We start from the raw sequence: 25,252 nt of genomic DNA on the forward strand, positions 1-25,252 counted from the left end.
GTCAGACGGTTTCCTTCTCCTGGACGCGCACGCGCATGTCGTCGACGGCTTCTTGGAGGAGGCCTGCCTCTGCCGTGGTGGGTGGGGTGCCGCGCACGGCGGTGATGAAGTCGTGGGTGATGTCGAGGTCGCCGCGGCCGCGTACTCGTTCGCGGTAGGTGGGGGTGTCGGTGGCCTGTGCCGGGATGCCGGTGGGCAGGTGCCGCATGTCCAGCGTGTGGCGGAAGCGCTGTTTGAGGCGTGCCATCGCCTCGTACGGGAGGGCGGTGTCGGTGAGGGTGGCCTGCAGCCAGGCTTCGCTGAGATGTTCGTGTGCGGGGTCGGTCAGCAGGTCTTCGATGCGGCCGGTCAGCCGGGCCAGCGGCAGGTGGAGATCGGCCGGGATGTCGTGGCGGGTGACCGTGGGGGCGCCGTCGGCCGGCAGGTCGGCCAGGGTGAGGGATTTGGTGTGGCTGGTCTCGGAGAAGGAGTAGGCCAGCGGGGAGCCGCTGTAGTGGATGCGGGCGTTGACGCTCTGCGGGCGGTGCAGATGTCCCAGGGCGGTGTAGTCGATGCCGTCGAAGAGGTCGGCGCCGGCGTGGGCGATGCCGCCGACGCTGATGTCGCGTTCGCTGCTGCTGGTGGTGGCGCCGGTGATGAAGGCGTGGGCGAGGACGACGGAGCGGGTGCCCGGGCGGGTGGCGAGGTCGGCGCGGATGCGGTCCAGTGCGGAGGTGAGAACGGCCTGGTGGGAGGCTGTCTCGGCGTCCAGCTGGGTGCGTACCAGGGCGGGCTCGAGGTAGGGCACTCCGTAGACGGCGACGGGGCCGTGCTCGTCGTCGAGGAGGACGGGGCGGGCGGCGTCGGCGGGGTTGGTGCGCAGGTGGACGCCGGCTTTGGCGTACAGGCCGGAGCCGGTGCCGAGGCGGTGGGCGGAATCGTGGTTCCCGCTGATCATGATGGTGGGGATGCCGAGGTCGGCGAGCTGGTGCAGAGCCCGGTCGAACAGGCGTACCGCGTCCAGGCTCGGAATGGCACGGTCGTAGATGTCGCCCGCGATGAGTAGGGCGTCCACCTTCTGAGTGCGGGCGGTGGCGCAGATGTGGTCCAGGACCATGCGCTGGCGGTCGATCAGATCTTCCCCGTGGAACCGGCAGCCGAGATGCCAGTCCGAGGTGTGCAGGAACCTCATGGGCAAAGACCGTAACCAGAGTGGTGGGAGCTACGGGTGGTTTTCCCGATAAACGGTCTTGTTTCGGAGTCTTGGGGACACGTGAGGGAAAGGTTTCTTCGTATGCGCCGCCGGGTGGCGGAGCCGGACGCGGCTCGCAGGGTGATTGTCAGTGGCAGGAGGCAAGATAAGCAGTGGGGGAAGGAGGATGTGATGTCGTTATCGCGTTCTGCCAGGACCGAGCACACTGTGGCGCCCGGGGGCTGCCGGTGGTGCGGAATCGAAGCCCGCGCGCACGCGCGGCAATGGACTGCGGAGGCCGGATGGCACGCCTGGACGGCGCCGACCACTGAGCAGCGCAAGGAGCGCATGCTGCAGCGGCGAACGCAGCAGCAGGTCAGCAGGCGAGGGCCTGCACCTCGGTGAAGATGTCCCGTAGCTGCTGGGGGACCTCCTCTGGCGTGGCGAGCATGGACACCAGTGCGTAGAGCATGTCGGCCTTGCCGTTGGGGCTGCTCTCTGCGGCCTGCTGTTTGATCATGTAGAGGATGCGCTCGCTGAACTTGCCGCCCCGGTGCTCCGTGAAGTCATAGGCGCTCCAGGGCTGGCCCTCGGGGCGGGGCCAGTGGGCGTTGGCGGCGGCCGCCCACTGAAGGTCGCTGAAGAGCTCCTCCAGCTCGTTGTAGCCCTCGCCCTCGCCGACGTAGGAGACCTGCTTGGTGAGGTCGAGGCCGGCTCTGACGAGTTTCTCGGTCTTGAAGTGCTTATGTGTGCGGCTGTCGGCGTCGACCATCAGCATGACGGTGCGGTGGTGCTTGACGAGGTAGCCCGCGAGGTGAAGTGCTCCTTCGTTGTTGTCGCAGGCCCACAGGGCGATGCCGGCCGCCTGCAGGGGCAGGCCCTGCGAGAGGCGGAAGAGCAGGGGCACGCACTGCTGCTCGGTGGGGCCCTCGACTGCCAGGAAGCAGCGTTCGTGCAGCAGGACGGAGTTGCGCAGTCCCACCGCGGCGGCGATCTGTCCGAGGTGGAAGTCGATGCCGTCGTGGGTGTCGTCGTCGAGGCGCTCGACGAGGGTGCGGCCGCTGTCGCTGAGCTTGAGGTGGACGACGTCGGCGATGTCGACGCCGTCGATGAGGTTCATCGAGTGGGTGGCGACGATGACGCTGACGTGGGGCAGGGCGCACTGTTTGCGGATGATGTCCATGACGGTGCGCTGGTGGCGGTAGTCGAGGTGGGTGTCGGGCTCGTCGTAGACGACGATGGTCTGGGTGGGCTGCGGCTCGTCCTGCTCCCCCGTCGCGGCGAGTTCACTGCTTTCGAGGAGGCTGCTGGTCCACTCCCACACAGCGAGGGCGATGCGCCGGGTGCTGCCCTGGCCCGAGCGGGTCAGATCCACGGGCTCGCCGTCGGCCTTGGACACCTCCAGCGGCGCCCTTTTGAAGCCGCCCTTGAAGGAGACCTCGGGCCTGACCTCCACGCCGACGAATTCACGGCAGTGCTGGCGGATGTGCCGGCATAGGGAGTCAGCTTCCTTCTCCAGCCGCTGCGTGATCTCCTTCTCGATCTCCCGGACCTGTCCCTGGAGGGTCTCGTCCTCCAGATGGGTTTCGTAGCAGCTACTCAAGGCGGTGCGCACGGCGTCGTCCGGGCTCTCGTCCTTGCCGCCGAAGGCCAGCAGCCGCGGCAGTCGTGCCTCGAGGTCTTTCGGCAGCGGCTGCCACTGGTCGGTCTGCGGGACGGTCGTGGCGTGCGCGGTGAGCGCGGCCAGCAGGTCTTCCTTCAGTGTGCCCGACGGGGCGAGGCCGAACTCGGCGACCAGTTCGGTCAGGTCCTTCTTCATCAGCCGGCCCAGGCCCTGCAGACGGCTGTCGGCGGGCTGCGATCCGAAGAACTCCCAGCACGCCGCCTCGCCGGCCCGTGAGCGGCGCCGGATGCGCAGCTCGGCCGGTAAGGGGGCGGCTGCGGCCTGCTCGGCGGTGTCCAGGCGGAAGACGCCCTCCACCCATGTCTCCGCGCAGCGCTGTCCCTTGACGTCCTCGTCCTGCTGGTAGGTGCGGTCCTCGTCCGTCAGACGGTGCTCGCCCAGCAGGAAGGCCAGCGCGGCCAGGACCGCGCTCTTGCCGCCGTCGTTGCGGCCGGCCAGGATCGTCGGGCTGCTGACCGGGATGTCCTGCACATGGGTCAGCGAGCGGAACCCGCACGCGGAGAAGCGGATGAGGTGCACGGTCGAGCTGCTCCGTATCTCCCCGCTCCGCCGGGCGACGGGCAGGGGTGTGGCGTGCGGGCGTTACGCGTGCGGATGAGGCAACTGAGCACTCATCGCAGGCAGTCATCCTAGAGGGACGCAAAGCAACAGCTCGCCGTTTTGCGCCAGTTAGGGTCTGGCCGGGGCAAGGCGGGACTCTCCGCGCCGGGGCCGGAACGCCGCATCCCGCAGAAGCCGGGTGCTGCACCGGCACGGCCTCGCGGCGTACGTCTTGACCAGCGCGGACCGGAACAGCACGGTCCTGCGGCCGGGAGCCGGGAGCGGAGGATCGAGACCCGGGACGTCGCAGCCGCCATGGCGGAGCACTTCGCCGAGGGCGTCACGGCCAATCGAGCCTCGTCTCGGATTCCAGGAGCAGTCATCCGCGTGAACGAGCGGCGTCACGCCGCCCGCCCATCCCCAAATGCTCGTCTTGACGTTCTGTCAATTTTGTCAACTTCGATACACGGAGGAATATTTGAGGCTAATCTTTTGAGGTCTGATCTGAGGTGGTACGACGTGAGCGACGTACATTCGGCGCAGCCGGGGATGCTGGTGGTGGCCCGCGAGTTCCGCGGCATGACACAAGCCGACGTGGCTGAGGCGATGGTGAAGGCCTCCGGCGGTGACGCGGCGGTGTCGCAGGGGTACGTGAGCCGCGCTGAGAGCGGCCGGCTGGCGGTCTCCGGAGAGCGGCTGGAGCTTTATGCGGCGGCGCTGGGGTATCCACCGGAGCTGCTGTGTCTGGATCCGCAGGTGCATGGGGTCGGCGTGGGGCTCGTCCACCACCGCAAGCGTGCGTCGTTGACCGTCTCCGCCCTGCGGCGCCAACATGCCCATCTCGCCCTGACACGGGTTCAGTTGCAGGGGATCGCCGCGTGCCGACCCGGTCTCGGCGCGCGGGCCGCGGCCATTCCCGCTGTCGCACTCGACGCCCTGACCACCGCCAAGGATGCAGCCCGGCAGGTCCGCAAGGCGTGGGGCATGCCACCGGGCCCGGCGGCGGACCTCACCGCATCCCTGGAGACGGCCGGAGTTCTGGTGGTCACGCGTGATCTGGGCAGCGGCCGGCTCGATGCGGTCAGCCAGTGGGACGGCACGCAGCCGCCGCTCATCCTGGCCAACCACCACGCGCCCGCAGACCGCTACCGCTTCAGCCTGGCACACGAGCTGGGGCACCTGGTCCTGCACCAGTCCCCCGGCGACAGCGCCGTACAGGAGCGGCAAGCCGACGAATTCGCCGCCGAGCTCCTCATGCCCGCGCGTGACATCCGCTCCGCCTTCACGCCCCGCGTCGACCTGGAACTGCTGGCCCGGCTGAAGCGGGAGTGGAAGGTGTCGATGGCCGCGCTGCTGCGCCGGGCGCAGAGTCTGAACATCGTCACGGATTGGCAGTACCGCAGCGTGATGGTGGAGATGTCCGCGCTGGGCTACCGCACGGCCGAACCGGTCGAGATAGACCGGGAGCGGCCCCGATACGTCCCCGGGCTGATCCGCTCCGCTCTGGCCGCGGGGATGAGCGAGGAAGAGCTGGCCCGCTGTGCCCGGCTGCTGCCCGAGGACTTCCAGCTGCTGTACGCCCCGCGCGAAGGCGCGACGGTGGATTCCGCTTCGAAGGTGAGGCCATGACTGAGTCGTTCCCCTCCCCCCGCCCGGGCGCCGGCTCCGATCCCGCGGAGCCCCCCGACCCTCCTCACACCCCCGCTGTACCTGTGCAGTTGAAGGGGCGGATGCTGCTGCAGTCCGGAGTGAGCCGCGTCGGCTATATCCGCGAGCAGCTCGATCCGGTGCGCAGCGGGCTCGTCGTCAGCGGTCCCGGGGCGGCGGCGAAGGTCCGCAAACTGCGCGAGGAAGGGTTCACCGGACCGCTGCTCGCGGATCCCGCCGTCTACACCGTGGCGGCAGCCAGCGAGGACGATCCCTTCCCCGACGTCTCGAAAGGCCAGCTGACCTTCGGCGACCCGCTGCAGCTGTCGATCGAGGAGCAGGTGGGCCACCGTGCCGGCGCGACGGCGGCCATGACGCCCACCGGATACCTGCACGCGGAAGACTCCGACGCCCTCAAGGCCGCCGTCCACCAGGTCCTCAAGCTGGAGGACCCCCACGTCTTCTTCAGCGTTCCCGTGGACGTGGGGTGGCTGCGCGACGACGCGGTCGGGCAGCTGATCGCCTGGCTCAATGTCGTGCCGAACCCCAAGGCGGTCATGCTCGGCGGACAGATGGACCCGCTGGCCGGCTTCTCCCAGGCGGTGGGCAACCTCAAGCGGCTGCTGGCGGAGGTGCCCGGCACGGCGCTGTTGCGTGCCGATCTCGCAGCGTTCGGGGCCCTCGCCCATGGGGCGGTGTTCACCGCCTTCGGCGCCACCAGCAGCGTGCGGCACATCGTGCCGCCCGGCCAGGCCGCCAAGCGGTCCGCGGGCGGACCGAACTCGCCCTCCGTGCTGCTGCCGGAGCTGATGGACTTCTTCCTCGGCGAGACGCTGGCGAAGCGGTTCGCCGCGGGTCTGGCGCCGGTGTGCCGGTGTGCTGCCTGCGACGGGCTCGTGCTGGACGCCTTCGTCGACAATCACTGGCAGGTGCCGGCCGCCGCCCATAACGCCGCGGTGCTGATGGAGTGGCTGCGCACCATGGACGCCGTCGAGCCGGCCGGGCGGCCCGCGTGGTGGCAGCAGCGCTGCCAGCGCGCGGTGGACCGCTACCCGGTCCTCAACGCTGAACTCGACCATCCCGGGTTCAGCGCCTTCAAGGTGCCCGCGCAGCTGCTGCAGTGGGCGCAGGCCCCCGTCGCCTCGCAGACTTCGTCCGCGGCGCGCCCGGTGGCGGGTGTGGAGCGCGGTGAGGTGTGACTAGCCGATGCGGTGGTGGAACTCCTCGGTGAAGCACCATGCTGCGGGGGTGTGGCGGCGCGGGGTATAAGGCCGGGGTTCCAGCAGCATGTCCACGGTCTCGCCGTCTGCCGCCAGGACGCCGATGCCGTAGAAGGCGGCTTCCATCAACATCTCCTCAGCCGCCGGTGGAGCGCTGTCCAGCAGCAGGGCGCGCCGGCAGAAGGGGGCGAAACGGCCGGCTTGCTCGAGTCCTCCGCGCCAGCCTGCGGCGCTCGCCCGCACCACGGCGAGATCAATGGTGAGCGGCCGCACCGCGCGACGGGTGACCTCACGGCGGTCGAGCTCGGCGGCACCGGCCGGAAGCCGACGTACCGCCGCACGCAGCCGTGCGGGCAGCAAGGCGAGGGCGACGGGCTCGTCGACGGGCAGCTCCAGAAGAGTCTGCAGCGCATCGAGACTGTCCAGACGGGCCGCTGAGACGCGGGCGCGGCGTGCGCATTCTTCCTCGTCAAGGCGGTAGAACAGCAGCGCCTGGCTGCCCATCAGCTGGAGCGAGACAGACAGCGCGGCAGGATCCAGCACGGCCGCAGAGGCTGCGCGAACCGACGTGCCCACCGACGGGCTGGCCAAGGTCACCATGGCGTTCACCCTGCCTCATCCGACTTCGACCGCACCCGGCGGCCCCGACTATCCCACCCGATGGGGCACGGCCGTCCCGTCCAAACGTTCCAAAATCCCGCCCACTCCCTGCCACAGTGCTATGTCGCCGACCGCACGGTAGAACTACCGCTCTTCCCTGGCACCAGGGCCTGCGGGCGGCATACCGCGTGGCCAGGTGGGCCACGGCGCAGGTCCCGCACGGCACGGCGGCTCGATGACGGGTATGCGCAGACCGGCTTTGTTCAGAGCAGGACCTGCTGCGAGATCCCAGTGCGGACCGCGCACATGCCAACCCTGCACTGTGCGCAGACACCAGCCACTGCGGTCCGCGCACCGTCACCGAGGACTCCTCTCTTCGCCGCAGAGTCCAGCAGAACGGCCTGAGATCGATCACCTCGGGCAGGCTGCAAGGGCGGCCGGGCCTCCTGCCGGGCAGGAGCCAGACGTGAGAGCGTGCCAGGAACGCGAAAGAGCCCGGATCGTGTTGATCCGGGCCCTCTTCGTCAGTAGCGGGGACAGGATTTGAACCTGCGACCTCTGGGTTATGAGCCCAGCGAGCTACCGAGCTGCTCCACCCCGCGTCGGTGTCCCCCACCGTACGCCATCCCAGCAGGCGCCGAAGACCACCTTCCGGCGCAGGCCCCTATGCGGCGAAGCCGACGTTGGTGACGTACTCGTACTGGCCCCACTGCGAGCCGAGGTCGACGATCGTGTCCTGCCACGCGGCGTCGAGGCCCCGGTGGTCGCCGGCCGCCCAGGAGCCGACGATGCGGTCCCAGCGGCGCACGTTCATCGTCCGGTACTCCACCACCCGCTGCAGCGGCTGCGGCACCTGGGACTGGTTGAGCGGGTGGATCTCCACCCGGGTGCCGCGTCCGTCGCGGTTGAGGCGCCTGAGGAGATGGCGGGCGACGTAGTGACGGCGCACCGCCCGGTACACCTGGTCGATGCGTTCCAGGTTGGTCTTGGAGGGGCGACGGTCTTCCTCCAGCCACGCCTTCAGCGTCCGGTGCGTCACTGTCAGCCCGGCGTCCTGGGCGGCCTTCAGGGTCTGGGCCGACTTCGTCAGGTAGTGCAGGCGCGCCGTCCAGCCGCGCTTGGCGGTCACGGGAGTGGCGATGCCGCCCGCGAGCTCGTCGAGCTTGCGCGCGACGGCGTCGCTGCCCTTGATGCCCCGGGCGCCGAACCTTCCGAAGTCGATGTTCTTCTCCGGCACTACTCCCCCTCGCCTGCGTGCTCAGCGGCGTCGCTTCCGGCGGTGTACGTGTCCTTGACCTTGACCTCGGTAACACCGCGGCCTTCGGCGAAGACACGGCGCCAGTCACCGATGACGTGGAGTTCGTCGGTGCCCATCGCCCGGACGACGGCCAGGCCCTCGTCATGGGCCTTGAGCGCCTTGAGCCACAGATTGGCGAAGGCCTGGCTACGGATGAGGTGCATCCAGTCCGGACGGTAGAGCTCCCGGTTGTAGTTCGACTCCCCCATCGTGGAGACGAACTTCGAGTACATCGCCTTCACGTACTCCAGCGTCACCGTATCGCCCTGCTCGATCGCCGTGTCGCGGGCGTCCTTCAGCGCGATGCGGAACTTCTCGAGCAGGTTCTCCGTGGTCCCGGAGGTGTACGACTCGTGGATCTGAGGAGGCGCGCACAGCTGGTGCTTGGGGCCGGACAGGCGCAGCAGGAGGCGCAGCGTCGGCTCGGTGACCCACAGGGGACCGGGCTCGTCCCTCTGGCCGATCGGGTTGGGCAGCACCGCCTCGTGCCCCCACTCGGGCGGGGTGATCAGGTGGACTCCGGAGCGGCGGCGGTCATGGGCGAGACCGGTTGAGTGCTCGAGCTGGCCCAGGGGGAGGTGCGTCTTGAGGGCGGAGAGGTAAGCGCCGTTGATGTCGAGCGCGGTCACCTCATGCCTGCCGGGCGGGAGTTCGTGACGGGTCCACCTGGGGCGGGCTTCCCAGATCTGGTCCGCGCCGCGCGCGGTCTGCTTCTTGAGGATGTCGGGGATCCAGGGGTGCGCAATCACGTCGTAGCGGGCGCCCTTGCGGGTCTCGTCCAGCAGTCGCATCGCGTCCGGGATCGCCCGCTTCAACAGTGTCGCCGTGGCTGCGTCGACGTCACCCCGGTGCTCGGCAAGCGCGCACTGCACAGCCTCGCGGATCAGGTCGGCCGGGCCGGACGACTCCTGGAACGCGTGGCGGGCCGGGCCCTTGGAACGCTCCGTCGCACGCGCCGGACCTGTCGTGCGCCGCGGCGCTTTCGGGGTTTGCGCGGTGGGCTGTCCGGCTGGCGGGGCAGCTGGGGCTCCGGTGGCGGTGGGCTGGCAGTCGGCCGGGGCCAGGTGCTGAGCGAACCCCGCCACGCGCTGTCCGGCCGGACGACCGCACAGCACACAGGGCTCGGGTACGACAAGCAGCTCCACGTCGTCCCCGTCCTCGTCCAGGCAGAGGTCCGGCGAAGACAAGGGGGTGGCGGTCGCGGCCGTGCCTGACGTGACGGTCTGCTCCGCAGCCGACGCCACCTCGGTCTCGGTCTCGGTGGCGAACTTGGCGTTCAGTCCGTCCAGCAGGTAGGCGTATTTGGTGCGGATCTCGCCGGCCGGGTCCCGGCCGCTTTCCCATCCGCTGAGGGTTGAGGGGCTCACGCCGAGCGCGCGTGCCACCTGCGCCTTGGACAGCCGAGCCCGCTCTCGCAGCTCGCGGCGTACAGGGCAGGGCGGGAGTTCGGCCTGGGGGCCGACGGCGTCGAGCAGCGAGTCGATCGCGTCGAAGTCGCTCACCGGCCCGTCCCCCTCGCTTCGGTCCGCACGGTACGGCGCCTGTCGGCGGGCAGCGCCTCGCACGCTCTGGTCGGACCCGCCAGGAGATCCAGCGCGCCGATGCCGTAGTGCTCGGCCAGGACGTCGACGTCGCGCAGGCTCCAGGAGATGGCGCCCGACTGCCGACGCGACACCTGTGTCTGCGTCAGTCCCAGCACCCCCGCGACCGACCGCTGCGATTCACCCGTTACCTGCATCAACGCGGCCACCGTCAGCCGCAGCGACTCCTCCAAGCGCAATCCCATGCCGCCATCTTACCTGAATCCATGCAACTTTCGCATCTAAGCCAGCTTTTAACTATCAATGATGCAGGAAAGCTTTCAGCGTTCTGAGGGAGCTGAAGGTTCTCGGGCACCCGGTGTGTCAGCGATCCATGCCGCCGGGATCACGCGGAAGCCGTCGGGCCGCGCGCCGGGCTTCCCGATTCGCCTGGCGCGCCTGTTCCACCGCACGATCGGACAGGCATCGCGGGCACACGAGGTCCACGACACGGCGGCGCAGGGCCCGGGCGCAGCCGGAGCCCGGGCGGTGGCGGCCACCCTCGGCAGTGGCGGCGCACCGTACGCACTCCAGTGCCCAGGAGTGCGGCGACCAGGGAGGCGTTGCCGGCGTAGTTGGCCAGGAGGAACGCCATCTGCGCCTGGTGGCCTGCCGGGAACCGGGCCGCGAACTCGGTCTGCTCCTCCGGCTGGAGGAGGGCGTCGTGGCGTTCGCAGCGCGGCGTCTTCTTGTTGTTCCGGGCGATGCCCGGCGAGCTGATGTTCATAGCCCAAGAAGCCTGCCGGGGGCCGTCTGTGGACAGCGGGCGGCAAGTGAGGGCTTCTCGCATGTGCCGTCACGGACAGGGGGCAGCCACCCGTCCCGGATCATTGCGATCCGTACCGCTGCTCCCCCGTGCACCTTCCAGGCGGAGGCTCCGACCGCCCCGAACCCGCCCTGAGCATCACCGCGGTGGCTGAGGACCGGCCAATGCTCCCTCCGGATGCTCGTTGATCCAGGACAGGCCGCCGATGTCGAGGCGGCGCCGGGTACGGGTGACGGCTACGTAGGCCAAGCAGGCCTCCTTGCCGTCGATCCGGCGGACGGTTCCTTGCCCCGTGCCGTCCGGCGGCCCGTCGGAGGGTGGGGTGAAGTCGTCTGCGATCTTCACCTGTGCCCATTCGCGGCCTTTGGCCTTGTGCGCGGTGGAGACGGTTACCTCGGACTGGTCTTCGGGCAAGAGGTGGGCCACGGCGGCCAGGATGGCGTCCGCGCCGTGGGTGTCGACCAGGTCGACCAGGGGTTGCAGGTCGCGGCCGGCGGGGTCGTAGGCGGCGTAGTCCTGCAGGTCGCCCCAGGTGGTGAACAGCACCAGTTCGGGGTGGGTGGTGCGGCATCCTTCTTTGAGGTCGCGGGCGGCCAGGGCCAGAGCGCGCAGGCTGTCTCCTCCCCCGGCCAGCGCGACCTGGTGTCCGCCGGACAGCAGCTCCATGACCTGGGCCATGGCGCCGACGTTGGTACGGCACAGGACCGCGTCGGGCCGGGTGACGGGGCCGAGTTCGGTGGGCACGGTGTCGGCGCCGGTGAGACGGATGGGGGCGTCGGCCAGGTACAGCCAGCGGTTGGCTTCCTCGGCGAGGCGGGGGCCGAAGCGGAAGGACCGGGACAGAGCGAGCTGGGTGCCGTCGAAGCCGGTCATGACGTCTTTGGCGCCGCGCCAGTGGTAGATGGCCTGGGCGGAGTCGCCGACCATGACCAGCTGGGCGTGGTCGCGTTGGGCGAGGAAGATCTGCTCGACGACGGGGTTGGTGTCCTGGGCCTCGTCGAGGAGCAGGAAGTCGGCGTCGATCTTCGGCTGGGTGAGGGCCCAGATCTTGAGGTAGTGGTCGTGGTCGAAGCGGACGGCGCCGTCGTTGGGGTACTGGAGGTCCAGCCAGGCCTTGCGGGCGAACGGGACGATGTGGGCGGCGAGTTGTGCGTGCAGGCTGGGCTCTTCCAGGCCGCGCAGGTGGGGGATGTGGTGGCGGGTGATCGTCGCGTCGGCGGTGTGGCAGAAGCGGGCCACGGTGCGCAGGGTGACGTAGGAGGGGCGGGGGCTGGTCGGGATCGTGGTGCTGGTCGCGTCCGTGCTCTTGGGTGTCGACCCCGGCATGTTCGGCTCGGGCAGCAGCGACACGTCCTCGTCCGGCAAGTCAGCCGCGGACCTCGCGGCGGACTGCCGGACCGGTGCCGACGCCAACCGCAAGGAGGAGTGCCGGATCGTCGCCGTGGTCGACAGCGTGCAGGCATTCTGGAAGCAGACGGAGACAGCCGCCGGCAAGCCCTACCAGCAGGCTCCGACGTTCCTGTTCACCGCAGTGTGAACACCGGCTGTGGGAACGCGACTTCTGACGTCGGCCCCTTCTACTGCTCAGCCGATGACAAGGTCTATCTCGACCTCGGCTTCTTCAACGACCTGAGCAGCAAGTTCGGCGCCAAGGGCGGCCCGTTCGCCAAGGCCTACGTCATCGCGCACGAATACGTGGGCGGAGCGGGAGGCGGCCCTTGACCGGGGCGCACGGCGAAGGACCGCCCGGGGCCCCGCACTCCTGTCGTAGCTGGGCAGTCGATCGCGTTCACGCTCGCTACAGCTAACCCGCGGGTGCGCGTGATGGTGGCGGGCCGGCGGGCAGCCGGGGCCTCTCGTGCGGCCGGGGCGATGCTGGCGTCTTCGGTGAGGTGACGGCCGCCTCGGTCCGTACCCGGCACGGGCGGTTGCGCCTGGCGATGGCCGTGGACGCGGCGCGGCGCTGGCCTCCCTGGCGGACAGCGGTACGGGAAGCGGCAGGCGCTGCCGCGTCTGCGCAGGACGGGTACGGCCACGGAACGTTCGTCCTGCTGAATGCCGTCTCCAGCCGGATCGACGAGGAAGCCCTGGCCGCGATCGCCGCGGCCGGCCACGAGCACGGACTGCCCGTCGAGGACGTCGAAGCGGCCGCTGTTTCCGGTCTGCGTCCTCTGGAGAACGAGTGGCCCTTGCGCTCGTCGGGCTGATCGGCTCGGGTATCGGCCCATCGCTGCACGAGCGGGAGGCCGACCGGCAGGATCTGTGTGTCCTTTCGGCTGCTTCCGCCGCCGCATTCCATGCTTCCGGGAGCGCAAAGGCCCGCCGTGGGCAGCCGCTCGCGCCAGCGGTCACGACACTCAGCGTGTGCACCGGGGCGGAGTTCGTGGCGGCGTTGAAACGAGTGCGATGTCATGCATCGTGCTGCGCAGCAGGGGGATGCTCGCCCGAGCCGCGGCTGATCAGCTGGGTGGGGATGGTGATGGTGCGGGTGCGGGAGCGGTCGCCGTCCAGGCGGGCCAGGGCGGTTGCTGCGGCTGCTCTGCCGATTTCTTCGGGGTTCTGGGCGACGACGGTCAGGGCCGGTTCGAGGGCCTCGGCGAGGGCCACGTCGTCGAAGGCGACGACGGCGACGTCTTTGCGCTTGCTGCGGGCGAGTTCGGTCACTATGCCCAGTGCGACGATGTTGTTGCCGGCGAACAGGGCCGTGGGGGGATCCGCAAGGTCCAGAAGCTGGGATGTGGCGGCTGAAGCGCCGTGCTGGTCATGGGCGTTCGTGACCAGCGACCGGTCGTGCGGCAGGCCTGCTTTTTGCAGGGCATCCCGGTATCCGGCCAGACGTTCGCGGCGCGTGTACAGCTTGGTGGGCAGGTCGCCGATGAAGCCGATGCGCCGGTGGCCGTGGGCGATGAGGTGGGCGACGCCGTCGTGCGCGCCCGTGCGGTTGGTGCTGACCACACTGTCCGTGGTCAATCCCACTCCCGGTCGGTCGAGGAAGACGATGGTCAGCCCGGCGTTGCGTTGGGTCTTGAGGTGGGAGTGATTCGCGCCGACGGACGGCACGACCATGAGGATGCTGATCCTGCGGGCGAGGAACTTGTCTGTCAGGGCGCGTTCGCGCTCGGGGTCGTCCGCGGAGGAGCCCATGAGGAGGGTCAGGCCGCGGCCGCCGACGGTGTCCTCGATGCCGCGGGCGACGGCTCCGAAGAAGGGGTTCCCGAGGTCGGGGATGACGAGTCCGACGGTGGTGTCGGGGCCGCCGACGCGGATGTTGCGCGCCATCAGGTTCGGCTGGAAGCCCAGCCGGGCCACGGCGGCGAGTACCTGTTCCCTGGTCTGCGTGGAGGCGGGTCCGTCCTCGTTGAGGACGCGGGAGACGGTCTTGGCGCTGACACCCACTTCACGGGCGACATCGGCCAGGGTGGGGCGGCGGTTCGCTGCCATGGAGGACACGGTCTCCTTGCTCGTCGGTTCCGGCCGCAGCCTCGGCCGGAACCCGTAACTGCTGAAGATGTTGTCAGTTGGCCTGGACTCCTGCGGCCTTGGCGGCCTCCGAATCCGTGATGACGGTACCTCCGGCCTCGTCGACGGTGAGTGCGCCGGTCATGATGGCGACGACTTCGGCCATGGAGTAGTCGGAGGGCTTGATCACGGCGGCCCGCCGACCGAGGCGGTGGACATGGATCCGGTCGGCGATCTCGAAGACGTGCGGCATGTTGTGGCTGATCAGGACGACCGGCATGCCCTTGTCGCGGACGCGGCGGATCAGGTCGAGGACCTGGCCGGACTCCTTGACGCCGAGGGCGGCGGTGGGTTCGTCCATGACGACGACGCTGCTCGCCCAGGCCACCGAGCGGGCCACGGCCACGGCCTGCCGCTGTCCCCCGGAGAGGGTCTCCACCGACTGGGTCAGCGAGCGCAGCCCGATCTTCAGATCGGCCATGTGCTCGGCGGCCTCCTGCCGCATCCGCTTCTTGTCCAGCATCCGGAAGACACTGCCGAGGACTCCGGGGCGGCGCAGTTCCCGGCCGAGGAACATGTTCGAGGCGATGTCCATCGAGGCGGCCACGGCGAGGTCCTGATACACCGTCTCGATGCCGTGGGCGCGGGCGCTCTGCGGACCGGAGAAGACGATGGGCTCTCCGTTGAGCCGGATCTCGCCGGCGTCCGGAGTCACTGCGCCGGTGAGGGCTTTGATCAGGCTGGTCTTGCCGGCGCCGTTGTCACCGATCACGGCGAGGACCTCGCCGGGCAGCAGATCGAAGTCGGCGCCGTCGATGGCGGTGACATGGCCGTAGCGCTTGACCAGACCGCGGGCCTGCAGCACGGGGGTGGGGGAGTCCGAGGCGCTCATCGGGCCTTCTTCCGGGAGATCTGGTCGACGGTCACCGCGAGGATCACCAGCACACCGGTGATCAGGGTCTGGTAGATGGACGCGACGCCCATCAACTGGAGCCCGTTGCGGAACACGCCCACGATGAGCACGCCGATGAACGTGCCGAGGACCGAGCCCCGGCCGCCGAACAGGCTGGTGCCGCCGAGGACCACGGCGGTGATGCTGTCGAGGTTGTCGGTCTGCCCGGCCTGCGGGTCGCCCACCCCGGTGCGAGAGATGAGGAGCAGGGCCGCGACGCCGTACAGCAGGCCCGCCACGGTGTAGATGCCGATGGTGAGGCGGGAGGTGCGGATGCCGTTCAGGCGTGCTGCCTCCTGGCTGTTGCCCAGGGCGTAGACGTGCCGGCCCCAGCCGGTGCTGCTGAGCGTGTAGGCGAGCAGCAGGAACAGGGCGATGGTGACCAGCGAACCGTAGGTGATGTCGGTATGTCCGAGCGGGAAGGTCTCGCCGAGAGCGGTCAGCGGGCCGGGCAGGTTGGTGACCGTCTGCTCCTCGGAGTAGATGTGGGTCAGCGCGAACGCCACGTTGAGCATGCCGAGGGTGACGATGAACGGCGGCAGCGGGATCTTCTGCACCAGCAGCCCGTTCAGCAGCCCGAAGCCGCCGCATACCACCAGGCCCAGCGCGATCGCGAGCAGCGGCGGAAGCGACCCCTGCGCCGCCATCTTCGCGATCACGATGCTGCCGAACGCCATCACGGCACCGCACGACAGGTCGATGCCGGCGGTGAGGATGATCAGGGTCTGTCCGATGGCGAGGGTGCCGACCACCATGACCTGCTGCACGATCAGCGAGAAGTTCCCGCCGGTGAGGAACTGGTCGGTCGAGAACGAGAAGAAGACACAGGCCAGCAGCAAGGCGGCCAGGGGGCCTGTGGTCGGCTGCATGAGCAGCCGGCGGGCCGTGGTCGGTGCCTTGAGCTCGGCGTATGGCGTCGAGGTCGAGGGTGGCGTGGACGTGGCAGTCATGCGAAGTCCTTGTCGGGAGACAGAAATCCTTGTCGGCCCCGCTGGGGGACAAGGAGGCGAGGGAGCGGCCGTCCCGGGTCGGGGAGGTGGGGGCGGCCGCCCCAGCTGAGAGCAGAAGGCGGTTCGTGGGGCCGGCGGGCGGCTCAGCCCCAGCAGTTCTCCAGGCCGAACGCCGTGTCCTTGGAGTCGACCCCGGCCTGTGCCTTGTCGGTGATCAGGGTGACGCCGGTGTCGGTGTAGCCGGAGGCCTTCTTGCCGTCCTTGGCGTACGTCACCACGGCCTTGACGCCCTCGGCGGCCATCTTCAGCGGGTACTGCTGCGAGGTCGCGGCGATCTTGCCGTCCTTGACCGCCTGAGTGCCGGTGCAGCCGCCGTCGACGGAGACGACGAGGACGTCCTTCTCACGGCCCTTGGCTTTGAGCGCGGTGTACGCGCCCAGCGCGGCCGGCTCGTTGATGGTGTAGACGACGTTGATGCCGGGTTCCTTCTGGAGGCAGTTCTCCATCGCTGTCTGGCCCTTGGCCTGGTCGCCGCCTGTGTCCTGGGCGCAGACCACGTCCTTGTCCGTGGCGCCGAAGCCCTTGAGGAAGCCGTTGTGCCGCTGGACGCCGACCGAGACGCCGGGTGCCAGGTCGAGGGTGGCTATCTTGGCGCTCTTGCCCGCCATGGCCGCCTTGGCGTACTCGCCGATCAGCTGCCCAGCCTTGAGGTTGTCGGTGGCGAAGAGGGCGTCGACCGCGCCCTGCGGCTCGGTCGGGGTGTCCAGTGCGATCACCAGGACGCCCTTGGCGCGGGCCTTCGCGATCGCGGGCACGATGGCCTTGGAGTCGCTCGGGGTGATGAGGATGCCCTTCACCCCGGCGGCGACCATGTTCTCGATCGCGGTGACCTGCCCGGCATTGTCACCGTCGAACTTGCCGGCCGCGGTCATCAGCTTGACGCCCTCGGACTTCGCGGCCTTCTCCGCGCCCTCCTTCATCTTCACGAAAAACGGGTTGGTGTCCGTCTTGGTGATCAGTCCGACCTTGACATCGCCCGAACCGGCACTGGACGAACCCGATCCGGAGCCGGAGCCGCAGGCCGTCAGGGTGAGGGCCGCGATACCCGTGATGGCAGCGGCTCTGAGGAGGGAGGAGGACAGGCGCGTGGTGCGAGACATGAACGACTCCTGTGGATAGCGGGCGGCACAGGCAGGGTGCGAGCAGGCCGCCCCCGGTGTCACCGTTGACTTATGTCATCGTTGACACTGCATGGCGAGGATGATGGACTCCGTCTCCCGGCAACGTCAATGCCTTCTGACCGTCACAAATCAGCAACGCCCACAACGGCCGGGCGCACGGTGGGCCGGAGGCACCCGCATGCCCGGCCCGGTCCGCCCGTACCGCTCCGAGAGAAGAGCTGCCCATGAGCCCGCGCCAGATCACCGTTCTGGGAGAGTGCGTCGCCGACGCCTTCACCGAGCCCGCAAGCGCTTCGAACGAACTCGTCCTGCGCGTGCTGCCGGGCGGTGGACCTGCAAATACGGCGGTGGCGCTGGCCCGCCTCGGCACCCGGGCCCGCTTTCTCGCGCGCCTGTCCGGCGATGTGTTCGGCCGCCTGTTCCGCACCCACCTCCAGACATCCGGCGTCGACCTCTCGGATGCCGTCGCGGCCGCCGAGCCCAGCACGCTGGCCGTAGCCGAGCTGGACGCCGACGGGCAGGCCGCGTTCTCCTTCCACGCGCAGAACACGGCCGACTGGCAGTGGACTTCGCAAGAACTGGCGGGAGTCGACCTGTCCGGCACGTCCTGTCTGCACACCGGCTCGCTGGCCCTGGTCAGGGAACCCGGCGCGAGGGCGGTGGAGGAGTTTCTGGCACGGTCCTCGGCCGAGGCCACCATCAGCATCGATCCCAATGTCAGGCCCCTGCTGGTGCACCCGGACGTCTACCGCGCCCGGCTGACCCACTGGTGCTCCCTCGCCGACATCCTGCGCCTCAGCGAGGACGACCTGGCTCTGCTGCTGCCGGGCACCGCGCCGGAAGAGGCGTGCGACCTCTGGCACGCGGCCGGGGCACGGCTGGTCGTGATCACGCGCGGTGCCGACGGCGCCTTGGCCTCGCTGGACGGTGAACGGGTGGCGGTGCCGGCGGTGGCGACGCGGGTTGTCGACACGGTGGGGGCGGGAGACTCCTTCACCGCCGGGCTGCTGCACCACCTCGGTGCCCGCGGACTTCTCGGCGGCCGGTTCGCCGCTCTGCGCCTTGAGGATGTCGCGGAAGCCTGCCGGTTCGCCGCTCGGGTAGCGGCTCTGACCTGCTCGGTCGCCGGTCCGAATCCGCCGTGGCACGACCAGTTGGCACTGCTCGCTGCAGCCGATCACGTCTGACCGGCAGACAGGCCGCGCCGGGCAATGACGTCCGAACCGTTGACGCCTCGGCTGGATGGCGCTCATCATCAGGCCACTAGATGTCAGCGTTGACACAAGTCATCGCTGACACCCTCTGGTCGGCGGTGTGGGACGACATCGCGGGCCGGAGCATCACATTTTCGGGCCGCCCGCCGCAGGCTGTGCTGCGTGGACGGCCGCAGCACAGGAGACGCCATGAGCTCTGGACGTGTATCCCGGCATGCCCGCGTGCGGACGACCGCCGCGGCGGCGGCCGTCTGCGCCCTGTCCGCCGCCCTGCTCGCCCCTCAGGCCTCCGCGGCCGACACCCCGCTGCACTCCGAGACCTACCGTCCCCAGTTCCACTTCACTCCGGAGAAGAACTGGATGAACGACCCCAACGGCCTTGTGTACTACAAGGGCGAGTACCACCTCTTCTACCAGTACAACCCCGACGGCAACTCGTGGGGCGACATGTCCTGGGGCCACGCGGTGAGCACGGACCTCGTCCACTGGCAGCAGCTGCCTCTCGCCCTGTCGCACGACGACAAGGAGATGGTCTTCTCCGGCAGCGCCGTCGTCGACGAGAACAACACCACCGGTTTCGGCACCAAGAAGAACCCTCCCATGGTGGCGATCTACACCAGCCACAACAAAACCACCGGCATCCAGTCGCAGGCACTCGCCTACAGCACCGACCGCGGCCGCACCTGGACCAAGTACCAGGGCAGTCCCGTGATCGACATCGGTTCGAGGGACTTCCGCGACCCCAAGGTCCAGTGGTACGCGCCGACCAAGAGCTGGCTGATGACGGTGTCACTGTCCGCGGAGCACAAGGTGCGGTTCTACTCCTCCAAAAACCTCAAGGACTGGACACAGCTCAGCGAGTTCGGCCCGTCCGGCGCGACGGGCGGTGTGTGGGAGTGCCCCGACCTGTTCCCCCTCGCCGTCGACGGGGACACGAACAACATCAAGTGGGTCCTGGTCGTCAACATCAACCCCGGCGGGATCGCGGGCGGCTCGGCAGCCCAGTACTTCATCGGCGACTTCGACGGCACGAAGTTCACCGCCGAGGACAACGGCACCTACACGCCTCCCGCCGGAGCGGTCGTGCAGGACTTCGAGGGTACCGACTTCGGTGCGTGGACCGCCACGGCCACCGCGTTCGGCCCGGGACCGGCAGCCGGGACACTCGACGAGCAGCAGACCGTCTCCGGCTTCGACGGCAAGGGCCTTGCCAACAGCTTCCACTCCGGGGACGCCACCACCGGCACCCTCACCTCGCCCTCCTTCACCGTGAACAGCCCCTACCTGAATTTCAAGATCGGCGGAGGCCGGCACCCTCACCAGCCCGCAAATCTCCTCGCCGACTTCGACGGCGGCAGCTACGGCGACTGGACGACGACCGGCGACGCCTTCGGCCCCGCGCCGGCCACCGGCACCCTCCCCGGCCAGCAGCAGGTCTCCGGCTTCCAGGGCAGCGGCCTGGCCAACACCTTCCTCAACGGCGACGCCACCACCGGCACCCTCGCGTCGCCCGAGTTCACCATCGTCAAGCGATACGTCAACTTCCTCATCGGCGGCGGCAACCACCCCGCCGGCTCCCCCCACCCCACCGCTCTCGAACTCCTCGTCGACGGCCAGGTCGTACGCAGCGCCACCGGAAAGGACGCCGAGGCACTCGAGACGGCCTCCTGGGACGTCCATGACCTCGCCGGCAAGAAAGCACAGATCAGGGTGGTCGACGACAACACCGGCGGCTGGGGCCACATCAACGCCGACCAGATCGTGCTGTCCGACACCCAGGCCCAGCCCGGCGCCCAGGAGACCGCCGTCAACCTCATCGTCGACGGGCAGGTCGTGCGCAGCGCGACCGGATCCGACAGCGAGATGCTGGACTGGGCCTCCTTCAGCACGCGCCCCTACCTCGGCAAGAAGGCGCAGATCCAGCTGGTCGACATGAACACCGGCGGCTGGGGCCACATCCTCGCCGACCAGTTCACCGCCGCCGACTCCCCCGCCCTCTCCGTCCTGCAGCGCGCCAACTGGGCCGACTACGGCAAGGACTTCTACGCGGCCGTCTCCTGGGAGAACGCCCCGGGCGGCAAGCGGTACATGATCGGCTGGATGAGCAACTGGGACTACGCCGGCGCTGTCCCCACCTCCCCCTGGCGCGGAGCGCAGAGCATCCCCCGCCAGATGGCCCTGCGCACCGTCGACGGCCGCGTCCGGCTGACCAGCGAGCCGGTGAGTAGCGTGAAGTCCCTGCGGCAGTCCTCCCCGGCGACCGCAGGCGCGGGCATCGTGACGAACACGTCGAAGGCGCTGGCCGGGCCCGCCGCCGCCGGCAAGGCACTCGACATCGAGGCCACCTTCTCCCTCAAGGACGCTGAACGCTTCGGGCTCAAGGTACGCACCGGCACCTCGGGCGAGGAAACCGTCATCAGCTACGACACCACGACCCAGGAGCTGTACGTCGACCGCACCCACTCCGGCGCCGTGGACTTCAACAGCACCTTCCCCGGCATCCAGACCGCGCCCCTGAAGGCAGCCAACGGCAAGATCAAGTTGCGGATCCTTGTCGACTGGTCGTCCGTCGAGGTTTTCGGCGGCGGCGGAGAAGCCGTGATCACCGACCAGATCTTCCCCGACCCCGCCAGCCAGGAAGTCCAGGTCTTCGCCGAGAACGGCTCGGTGAAACTGGACAAGGCCACCGTCTGGCGCCTCGACTCCACCCACAACTGACGCAACGGCCGCCCGCCGCAACAACACCGAGGACACGAGACCGTGAAGAAAACACTGCTCGCAGAGTTCACCGCCCGCGAAGGAGCACAGGACGAGGTCGCCCGCATGATCAGCGACTACGCCCGCAACGTCCGCGAGGAGGAAGGCAATCTCACCTTCGACGTCTACACCAAGGCAGCCAACCCACGCGCCTACTGGATCTTCGAGGTCTACCGCGACGAGGACGCGTTCCAGGCACACCTCAAAGCCCCCTACGGCCCCCCATTCAACACGGCACTCACCCCGCTCATCGAGGAGGACGCCTCCGTCCTGACGTTCCTCGATCCGACGGCATGACCACTGGCCTGGCCCGGCTCGCGCCGCGAGCCGGGCCAATACCGTTTCGAACGGTGTCGGGAGGCTGCCGGGCCCGGCACGTGAACTGCGCCGCCGACACCGCCACCGAGGACGTCGCCGAAGTGCCCGCTCCGGGCTCCGAACGTGCGTGACGACGCGGACTCGGGCCCGGCTGGAAAGGCGCACGGACCACCGGCCGACCTGTCCGGACAGACAGAAGGAGCGAGAGCACCTCCCGCACACGCTGGATCACCGCACTGATGACCACCAACCCGTCCCTGATCCAGCGCGCGATCATCACCGCGGACGACGGGACCACGGTGATCCACGGAGACGGTCGGTCCTGGCTGGGATGGTCGACGAGCTGGCGACCCTGTACGGCGTACCCGCCGGAGAGAACCGGGGCCACGACATATCCCTGCCGTGCGGCTAGCCACTGGTAGCGGTCACCAGCGATATGCAGGAGGCCGGACTGCTCACCCGGGAGCCCGCCGCCCACGACCGGCGGGTCATGGTGGTCAGCCTCACCGATGCCGGCCGTGCCCTGCAGGAGCCCATCGCCGGCATGTGGCGCACCCTGGAACAGATTTCCGTACGCGATCTGGCCCCCGACCAGATCGACATGTTCACCACGTGTGCGCGCACCATCGAGAAGTCAGGGACCACAGCCGACAGGCACCCGCCGGGTGATCGGGCACGACCAGGCGGTCCGCTCCCCCGACTCCGCGGTCCACTTCCCGGGCCGACCGCCCCTCCCCCGCACGCAGAGCCAGGGCGCCTTGAGGGCAGCCCTCGCTCTGCGCGGGGCGGCAAGACCCCCTGCTCTGCGGCTTCCTCACCCGTGCGGATACCGGGGCGGCGTACCGCGCGTTGATCGGCTGGGCAGCGGCCGGCGTGATAGTCGGCGGGCCGTGACGGGCGTGGGGTCCCGTGAGCGTCAGCGGGCCGTGCCGAAGTCCTGCGTCCAGTAGTTGCCGGGCTGCGCCACCCCCACACCGATCTCCTTGAAGCCGCAGTCCAGGATGTTGCGCTTGTGACCGGCGCTGGCCATCCAGCCCGCCATGACCTGCTCGGGCGTGGCGTACCCGTAGGCGACGTTCTCGCCGTAGGTGCTCCAGAGGTAGCCCGCGCGCGTGATCCGCTGTCCCGGGTCGGACCCGTCGGAACCGGTGTGGGACATGGTGTTGTGGCTCGCCATGTCCGCGCTGTGGGCCTGGGCGGCCTGCGAGAGTTTCGCGTTCAGGGTGACCGGGGAGCAACCGACCTTGGCGCGCTCGCTGTTGACCAGAGCGACCACGCGGGCGACGGCTGAGGTCGCCGTGCCGGCGGCGGGGGCCGTGGTGGCGGCGGGGGCCGTGGTGGCGGTCTGCTTCGGCGCGGAGGTGGCCGTCGAGAGGGGCGCGGCGGTCTGCTTCGGCGCGGAGGTGGCCGTCGAGAGGGGCGCGGCGGTCTGCTTCGGCGCGGAGGTGGTCCTCGTCGGGGCGGGCGGGGCGGTCGTCTTCGAGACGGGTGCCTCGGGCTTGTCCGGGGCGGGCGCCGCAGTCCCGGGAGAGGTCGTCGGCGAGGCCGAGGGCGAAGCCGTCGCCGTGGGCTTCGCGGTCCAGGTGTCCCGCCCCCGGTGCCCGTCCCAGGACGTCTTCCCCCCGTCCGTGCGGTGTCCGTTCCAGGACGCCTTCTTCCCGTCCGTCCAGGGAGAGCTGGTCGTGGCGGTGATGGCCTCCGCTCCCCCGTCGCCCATGCACGCCATGGCGGCCGACGGCACCGCCACCGCACTCATCGCCAGGACGGCGACGGCTATGGGCCGGCGGCGCGTCTTCCTGCGGTGCTTCCGTTGGTTCCTCATGCGGACCTCGTTCGGTCGACTCTCCTTACGCCTCCGGCAGGCTCGGATTCGCACAGACACTGCGCTTGACCTGCGGGGACGCCTTGCGGGGCCGTCATTGTTAAAAGCCGCGTGAGGGCACGGCAACGGGGGCTTCCACTACCTCGCCTAGTAGACGAGGGCGCCCCTTGAATCCGGGCCGGGATTGTGCCGGGCCGACGCGCCGGACACCGACGGCGCCTCACACTCCGTCAGAAGGACGGCAGAGACGGTCCGGCGGCTCGGGGCCGGTGCCCCGGGCCGACGACACCGGCCGATGTGCCTCGTATGCCTGCTTCCGCATCCCAGATCCGCCTATGTCGACCACGCGCCACGTACTATCGCGGCACGTTGACGGGGAACGGGCACGTGAGGGATGTCACCGGCTTTGCCCACAACCCTTCCGGTGCCCGGCGTGCGGGGCGACGTGGTCGGGCCCGGTGACTGGCACAGGAGCGCGGGAGAGGGCTACGGCCTCCTCGCCGCCGCCGATGGCCGGCCTGAACACCGCTGCGGACGGCCGCCCGTCCGTGGGGGTGCCGAGGGAGCGCCGAGAGAGATGCGGAGCGCGCTCTCGGAGAAGTCAGGTCGGCGAGCGCGGCCGCCCGATGGGCCGGTCTGGGGTCAGCCCGGTCGGCGGGAGTCGACACCACCGGGCGGCAGAGGATGTGGCAGCGTCGCGCTGAGCTCGTCGCTCAGGCGCTCCCTTCCCGCCGCAGGCTGCCGCACGGCCCGGACCGGCCGGCAGTCGTGTGCTCGTCGGGGACTCGGGCCAGCGGCGCGGCCGAGCGCGAGCGGGCGTCAGTCAGGCGCTGCGCGGCCGGGGCGCAGCGGTATCGGTGTCGTGCGGGTCTCCTGCCGGGGCCGTCCCGCCCCGGGCTGGTCCGCCCTTTCCTGCCCTGCTCAGGAAACGGGTTCGGGAACTTCGCCGGGTCTGACCGGCACGATCTCAACGCGGGTGCAGCCCACGGCTTTCAGTTCGGTGCGGCGGTGCTTCGCGGACCGCTTGTCGTACCTGCCCGCGGACGCCTGCGGAGTGCCGTCCGGGTCGGTCCACAGGAGACCGTAGTTCTGCATCGCGCTCGTCATGGAGATCATCAATTCCCCGCCCCCGGCAGCCGTAAGCACGCCGCGAGCCGCTCGTGGATGATCACGCGGTTGCCGATCCCCCGGCAGGGAGGACCTCCGGGGGCTGCCGCGGGCCGGTCCCGCCGCGCGTCAGCGGCGCACACGTCTGCGGCCCCGGGCCGGCGAGGACGCCGGCCCGGGGCCGCAGACGAAAGAGCGTGGTCGTGAAGGGCGGTCGCCTTCGCGGCGAAAGGCTCTGCGGGGCTTCAGCCGGACGATCGTCCCCGCAGGCAATAGGTGAGGCCCGGGGACACTGTCCCCTTCACCACCACACCGTCCACAACACAGCCCGCCGCACCGGCATTCCCGCGCCGTCCACCGGCCGGGCGGGCTCCCGGACCGGGTCGGCCCGGGGACACACGGGACGCAGATCCCGGGCGAGGCGCGGTCGGCCCGGCTGCGCGGCTTGCGGCCCGGCCGGCTGGACGGGCGGACGGCTGGACGGGCGGACGGCTGGACGGGCGGACGGACGGGCAGGTGCTGTCAGCCCTGGCGAGCCTTGAAGCGGGGGTTCTTCTTGTTGACGACGAAGACCACGCCCCGGCGGCGTACCACCTGGGCCCCCGGTCGGGACTTCAGCGCACGCAGGGACTTGCGTACCTTCATGGTCTGCTTCCTCCTGTTCGGACGACGGACCGCGGTCAGGGGCGGGCCGGGGCGGTGCGGCCGTAGCGGCGCTCGAACCGCTCGACCCGCCCGGCGGTGTCCACGACCCTCGAGGTGCCGGTGTAGAACGGGTGACTCGCCGATGAGATGTCGACATCGATCAGCGGGTAGGTGTTGCCGTCCTCCCACTCGACCGTACGGGCCGAGGCCGCTGTGGAGCGGGTGAGGAAGAGGGCGTTCGCGGCGCGGTCACGGAAGACGACCTGCCGGGATTCGGGATGGATGCGGGGCCTCATGGGGTTTCCTTCCTTATGGCTGTCCGCCGGGGGGCGGAAGCGTGGT

Annotated in this window: 23 protein-coding genes, 1 tRNA gene and 1 pseudogene; 9 read left to right on the plus strand and 16 right to left on the minus strand. The window is 69.6% G+C overall.

The features are described from left to right. Window position 1 precedes the first annotated feature (1 nt). Window positions 2-1,171: an exonuclease SbcCD subunit D gene (locus ACIRPU_RS41230; RefSeq protein WP_403877420.1), complete on the minus strand. Its 1,170-nt coding sequence runs from the start codon at window positions 1,169-1,171 to the stop codon at window positions 2-4. Between the two features lie 376 nt (window positions 1,172-1,547). Continuing rightward, entirely contained in the window at window positions 1,548-3,374 is a 1,827-nt protein-coding gene (locus tag ACIRPU_RS41235; RefSeq protein ID WP_403877423.1) for an ATP-dependent nuclease, read from the minus strand. A 540-nt stretch (window positions 3,375-3,914) separates the two neighbouring features. Between ACIRPU_RS41235 and ACIRPU_RS41240 the strand changes: the two genes are divergently transcribed. Both ACIRPU_RS41240 and ACIRPU_RS41245 read left to right on the plus strand, forming a co-directional pair. After that, window positions 3,915-5,024: an ImmA/IrrE family metallo-endopeptidase gene (locus ACIRPU_RS41240; protein ID WP_403877426.1), complete on the plus strand. Its 1,110-nt coding sequence runs from the start codon at window positions 3,915-3,917 to the stop codon at window positions 5,022-5,024. 101 nt (window positions 5,025-5,125) lie between these two features. Further along, window positions 5,126-6,241: a hypothetical protein gene (locus ACIRPU_RS41245; protein ID WP_403877429.1), complete on the plus strand. Its 1,116-nt coding sequence runs from the start codon at window positions 5,126-5,128 to the stop codon at window positions 6,239-6,241. On the opposite strand, the gene ACIRPU_RS41250 is transcribed toward ACIRPU_RS41245, so the two are convergent. The 6 genes from ACIRPU_RS41250 to ACIRPU_RS41275 all read right to left on the minus strand — a co-directional run bounded on the left by ACIRPU_RS41250 (window position 6,242) and on the right by ACIRPU_RS41275 (window position 11,831). Further along, window positions 6,242-6,871 (minus strand): hypothetical protein, encoded by a 630-nt coding sequence (locus tag ACIRPU_RS41250; protein WP_403877432.1) that lies wholly within the window; start codon window positions 6,869-6,871, stop codon window positions 6,242-6,244. Window positions 6,872-7,390: 519 nt separating this feature from the next. Continuing rightward, window positions 7,391-7,464, minus strand: a tRNA-Met gene (locus tag ACIRPU_RS41255). A 62-nt stretch (window positions 7,465-7,526) separates the two neighbouring features. Beyond that, a complete protein-coding gene (locus ACIRPU_RS41260; protein ID WP_403877435.1) occupies window positions 7,527-8,099 on the minus strand; it encodes a transcriptional regulator in 573 nt (190 codons plus the stop codon). Beyond that, entirely contained in the window at window positions 8,099-9,661 is a 1,563-nt protein-coding gene (locus ACIRPU_RS41265; RefSeq protein WP_403877438.1) for a helix-turn-helix domain-containing protein, read from the minus strand. The genes ACIRPU_RS41260 and ACIRPU_RS41265 overlap by 1 nt, the downstream gene beginning before the upstream one ends. Continuing rightward, window positions 9,658-9,945 carry a helix-turn-helix domain-containing protein gene (locus ACIRPU_RS41270; protein WP_070201824.1) on the minus strand — a complete coding sequence of 96 codons (288 nt, stop codon included), beginning with the start codon at window positions 9,943-9,945 and terminating at the stop codon, window positions 9,658-9,660. Before ACIRPU_RS41270 ends, ACIRPU_RS41265 begins: the two co-directional genes overlap by 4 nt. Window positions 9,946-10,643: 698 nt before the next feature. Then, the gene (locus tag ACIRPU_RS41275; RefSeq protein ID WP_403877440.1) at window positions 10,644-11,831 is read right to left on the minus strand and encodes a UvrD-helicase domain-containing protein; all 1,188 of its coding nucleotides are present in this window, start codon (window positions 11,829-11,831) and stop codon (window positions 10,644-10,646) included. Here ACIRPU_RS41275 and ACIRPU_RS41280 point away from each other — a divergent pair. The 3 genes from ACIRPU_RS41280 (at window position 11,812) to ACIRPU_RS41290 (ending at window position 12,712) form a co-directional block, all read left to right on the plus strand. Then, a complete protein-coding gene (locus ACIRPU_RS41280) occupies window positions 11,812-12,042 on the plus strand; it encodes a hypothetical protein (RefSeq protein WP_403877443.1) in 231 nt (76 codons plus the stop codon). The genes ACIRPU_RS41275 and ACIRPU_RS41280 overlap by 20 nt on opposite strands. Further along, window positions 12,039-12,227, plus strand: a complete 189-nt coding sequence (locus ACIRPU_RS41285; RefSeq protein ID WP_403877446.1) for a neutral zinc metallopeptidase — start codon at window positions 12,039-12,041, stop codon at window positions 12,225-12,227. Before ACIRPU_RS41280 ends, ACIRPU_RS41285 begins: the two co-directional genes overlap by 4 nt. Window positions 12,228-12,397: 170 nt before the next feature. Beyond that, the gene (locus ACIRPU_RS41290) at window positions 12,398-12,712 is read left to right on the plus strand and encodes a hypothetical protein (RefSeq protein WP_403877449.1); all 315 of its coding nucleotides are present in this window, start codon (window positions 12,398-12,400) and stop codon (window positions 12,710-12,712) included. 202 nt (window positions 12,713-12,914) lie between these two features. Here ACIRPU_RS41290 and ACIRPU_RS41295 read toward each other — a convergent pair whose 3' ends face one another. The 4 genes from ACIRPU_RS41295 to ACIRPU_RS41310 all read right to left on the minus strand — a co-directional run bounded on the left by ACIRPU_RS41295 (window position 12,915) and on the right by ACIRPU_RS41310 (window position 17,026). After that, a complete protein-coding gene (locus ACIRPU_RS41295; protein WP_403877451.1) occupies window positions 12,915-13,946 on the minus strand; it encodes a LacI family DNA-binding transcriptional regulator in 1,032 nt (343 codons plus the stop codon). Between the two features lie 73 nt (window positions 13,947-14,019). Continuing rightward, window positions 14,020-14,856: an ATP-binding cassette domain-containing protein gene (locus tag ACIRPU_RS41300; RefSeq protein ID WP_403877454.1), complete on the minus strand. Its 837-nt coding sequence runs from the start codon at window positions 14,854-14,856 to the stop codon at window positions 14,020-14,022. Next, complete coding sequence (locus tag ACIRPU_RS41305) at window positions 14,853-15,866, minus strand: ABC transporter permease (RefSeq protein ID WP_403877457.1); 1,014 nt, start codon at window positions 15,864-15,866, stop codon at window positions 14,853-14,855. Before ACIRPU_RS41305 ends, ACIRPU_RS41300 begins: the two co-directional genes overlap by 4 nt. Before the next feature lie 143 nt (window positions 15,867-16,009). Beyond that, window positions 16,010-17,026, minus strand: coding sequence for a sugar ABC transporter substrate-binding protein (locus ACIRPU_RS41310; RefSeq protein ID WP_403877460.1), 1,017 nt, complete (start codon window positions 17,024-17,026; stop codon window positions 16,010-16,012). Window positions 17,027-17,271: 245 nt separating this feature from the next. On the opposite strand from ACIRPU_RS41310, the gene ACIRPU_RS41315 reads away from it, so the two are divergent. The 4 genes and pseudogenes from ACIRPU_RS41315 to ACIRPU_RS41330 all read left to right on the plus strand — a co-directional run. Then, window positions 17,272-18,234, plus strand: a complete 963-nt coding sequence (locus ACIRPU_RS41315) for a carbohydrate kinase (protein WP_403877463.1) — start codon at window positions 17,272-17,274, stop codon at window positions 18,232-18,234. Between the two features lie 216 nt (window positions 18,235-18,450). After that, entirely contained in the window at window positions 18,451-20,979 is a 2,529-nt protein-coding gene (locus tag ACIRPU_RS41320) for a GH32 C-terminal domain-containing protein (RefSeq protein ID WP_403877466.1), read from the plus strand. Window positions 20,980-21,021: 42 nt separating this feature from the next. Then, window positions 21,022-21,315, plus strand: coding sequence for a putative quinol monooxygenase (locus ACIRPU_RS41325; RefSeq protein WP_403877469.1), 294 nt, complete (start codon window positions 21,022-21,024; stop codon window positions 21,313-21,315). A gap of 457 nt (window positions 21,316-21,772) precedes the next feature. Further along, window positions 21,773-22,000, plus strand: a pseudogene (locus tag ACIRPU_RS41330) (MarR family winged helix-turn-helix transcriptional regulator); the annotation flags it as partial. Between the two features lie 252 nt (window positions 22,001-22,252). On the opposite strand, the gene ACIRPU_RS41335 reads toward ACIRPU_RS41330, so the two are convergent. The 4 genes from ACIRPU_RS41335 to ACIRPU_RS41350 all read right to left on the minus strand — a co-directional run bounded on the left by ACIRPU_RS41335 (window position 22,253) and on the right by ACIRPU_RS41350 (window position 25,206). Next, window positions 22,253-23,158 (minus strand): CAP domain-containing protein, encoded by a 906-nt coding sequence (locus ACIRPU_RS41335; RefSeq protein ID WP_403877472.1) that lies wholly within the window; start codon window positions 23,156-23,158, stop codon window positions 22,253-22,255. 921 nt (window positions 23,159-24,079) lie between these two features. Further along, window positions 24,080-24,274 carry a hypothetical protein gene (locus tag ACIRPU_RS41340; RefSeq protein ID WP_314225077.1) on the minus strand — a complete coding sequence of 65 codons (195 nt, stop codon included), beginning with the start codon at window positions 24,272-24,274 and terminating at the stop codon, window positions 24,080-24,082. A gap of 513 nt (window positions 24,275-24,787) precedes the next feature. Next, window positions 24,788-24,910, minus strand: a complete 123-nt coding sequence (gene ykgO / locus ACIRPU_RS41345) for a type B 50S ribosomal protein L36 (protein WP_310437034.1) — start codon at window positions 24,908-24,910, stop codon at window positions 24,788-24,790. 35 nt (window positions 24,911-24,945) lie between these two features. Then, window positions 24,946-25,206 (minus strand): type B 50S ribosomal protein L31, encoded by a 261-nt coding sequence (locus ACIRPU_RS41350; protein WP_403877477.1) that lies wholly within the window; start codon window positions 25,204-25,206, stop codon window positions 24,946-24,948. Window positions 25,207-25,252 lie beyond the last annotated feature (46 nt).

It is taken from the genome of Streptomyces sp. NPDC102259, from assembly GCF_044766465.1.
Classification (GTDB): Bacteria; Actinomycetota; Actinomycetes; order Streptomycetales; family Streptomycetaceae; genus Streptomyces.

What these genes read in the sequence shown, in the direction of transcription:
- ACIRPU_RS41230 (WP_403877420.1), bottom strand. Translation starts at nt 1,171, where the DNA reads ATGAGGTTCCTGCACACCTCGGACTGGCATCTCGGCTGCCGGTTCCAC.
- ACIRPU_RS41245 (WP_403877429.1), top strand. Translation starts at nt 5,126, where the DNA reads ATGCTGCTGCAGTCCGGAGTGAGCCGCGTCGGCTATATCCGCGAGCAG.
- ACIRPU_RS41270 (WP_070201824.1), bottom strand. Translation starts at nt 9,945, where the DNA reads ATGGGATTGCGCTTGGAGGAGTCGCTGCGGCTGACGGTGGCCGCGTTG.
- ACIRPU_RS41275 (WP_403877440.1), bottom strand. Translation starts at nt 11,831, where the DNA reads ATGCCGGGGTCGACACCCAAGAGCACGGACGCGACCAGCACCACGATC.
- ACIRPU_RS41295 (WP_403877451.1), bottom strand. Translation starts at nt 13,946, where the DNA reads ATGGCAGCGAACCGCCGCCCCACCCTGGCCGATGTCGCCCGTGAAGTG.
- ACIRPU_RS41300 (WP_403877454.1), bottom strand. Translation starts at nt 14,856, where the DNA reads ATGAGCGCCTCGGACTCCCCCACCCCCGTGCTGCAGGCCCGCGGTCTG.
- ACIRPU_RS41305 (WP_403877457.1), bottom strand. Translation starts at nt 15,866, where the DNA reads ATGACTGCCACGTCCACGCCACCCTCGACCTCGACGCCATACGCCGAG.
- ACIRPU_RS41310 (WP_403877460.1), bottom strand. Translation starts at nt 17,026, where the DNA reads ATGTCTCGCACCACGCGCCTGTCCTCCTCCCTCCTCAGAGCCGCTGCC.
- ACIRPU_RS41315 (WP_403877463.1), top strand. Translation starts at nt 17,272, where the DNA reads ATGAGCCCGCGCCAGATCACCGTTCTGGGAGAGTGCGTCGCCGACGCC.
- ACIRPU_RS41320 (WP_403877466.1), top strand. Translation starts at nt 18,451, where the DNA reads ATGAGCTCTGGACGTGTATCCCGGCATGCCCGCGTGCGGACGACCGCC.
- ACIRPU_RS41335 (WP_403877472.1), bottom strand. Translation starts at nt 23,158, where the DNA reads ATGAGGAACCAACGGAAGCACCGCAGGAAGACGCGCCGCCGGCCCATA.
- ACIRPU_RS41340 (WP_314225077.1), bottom strand. Translation starts at nt 24,274, where the DNA reads ATGATCTCCATGACGAGCGCGATGCAGAACTACGGTCTCCTGTGGACC.
- ykgO (WP_310437034.1), bottom strand. Translation starts at nt 24,910, where the DNA reads ATGAAGGTACGCAAGTCCCTGCGTGCGCTGAAGTCCCGACCGGGGGCC.
- ACIRPU_RS41350 (WP_403877477.1), bottom strand. Translation starts at nt 25,206, where the DNA reads ATGAGGCCCCGCATCCATCCCGAATCCCGGCAGGTCGTCTTCCGTGAC.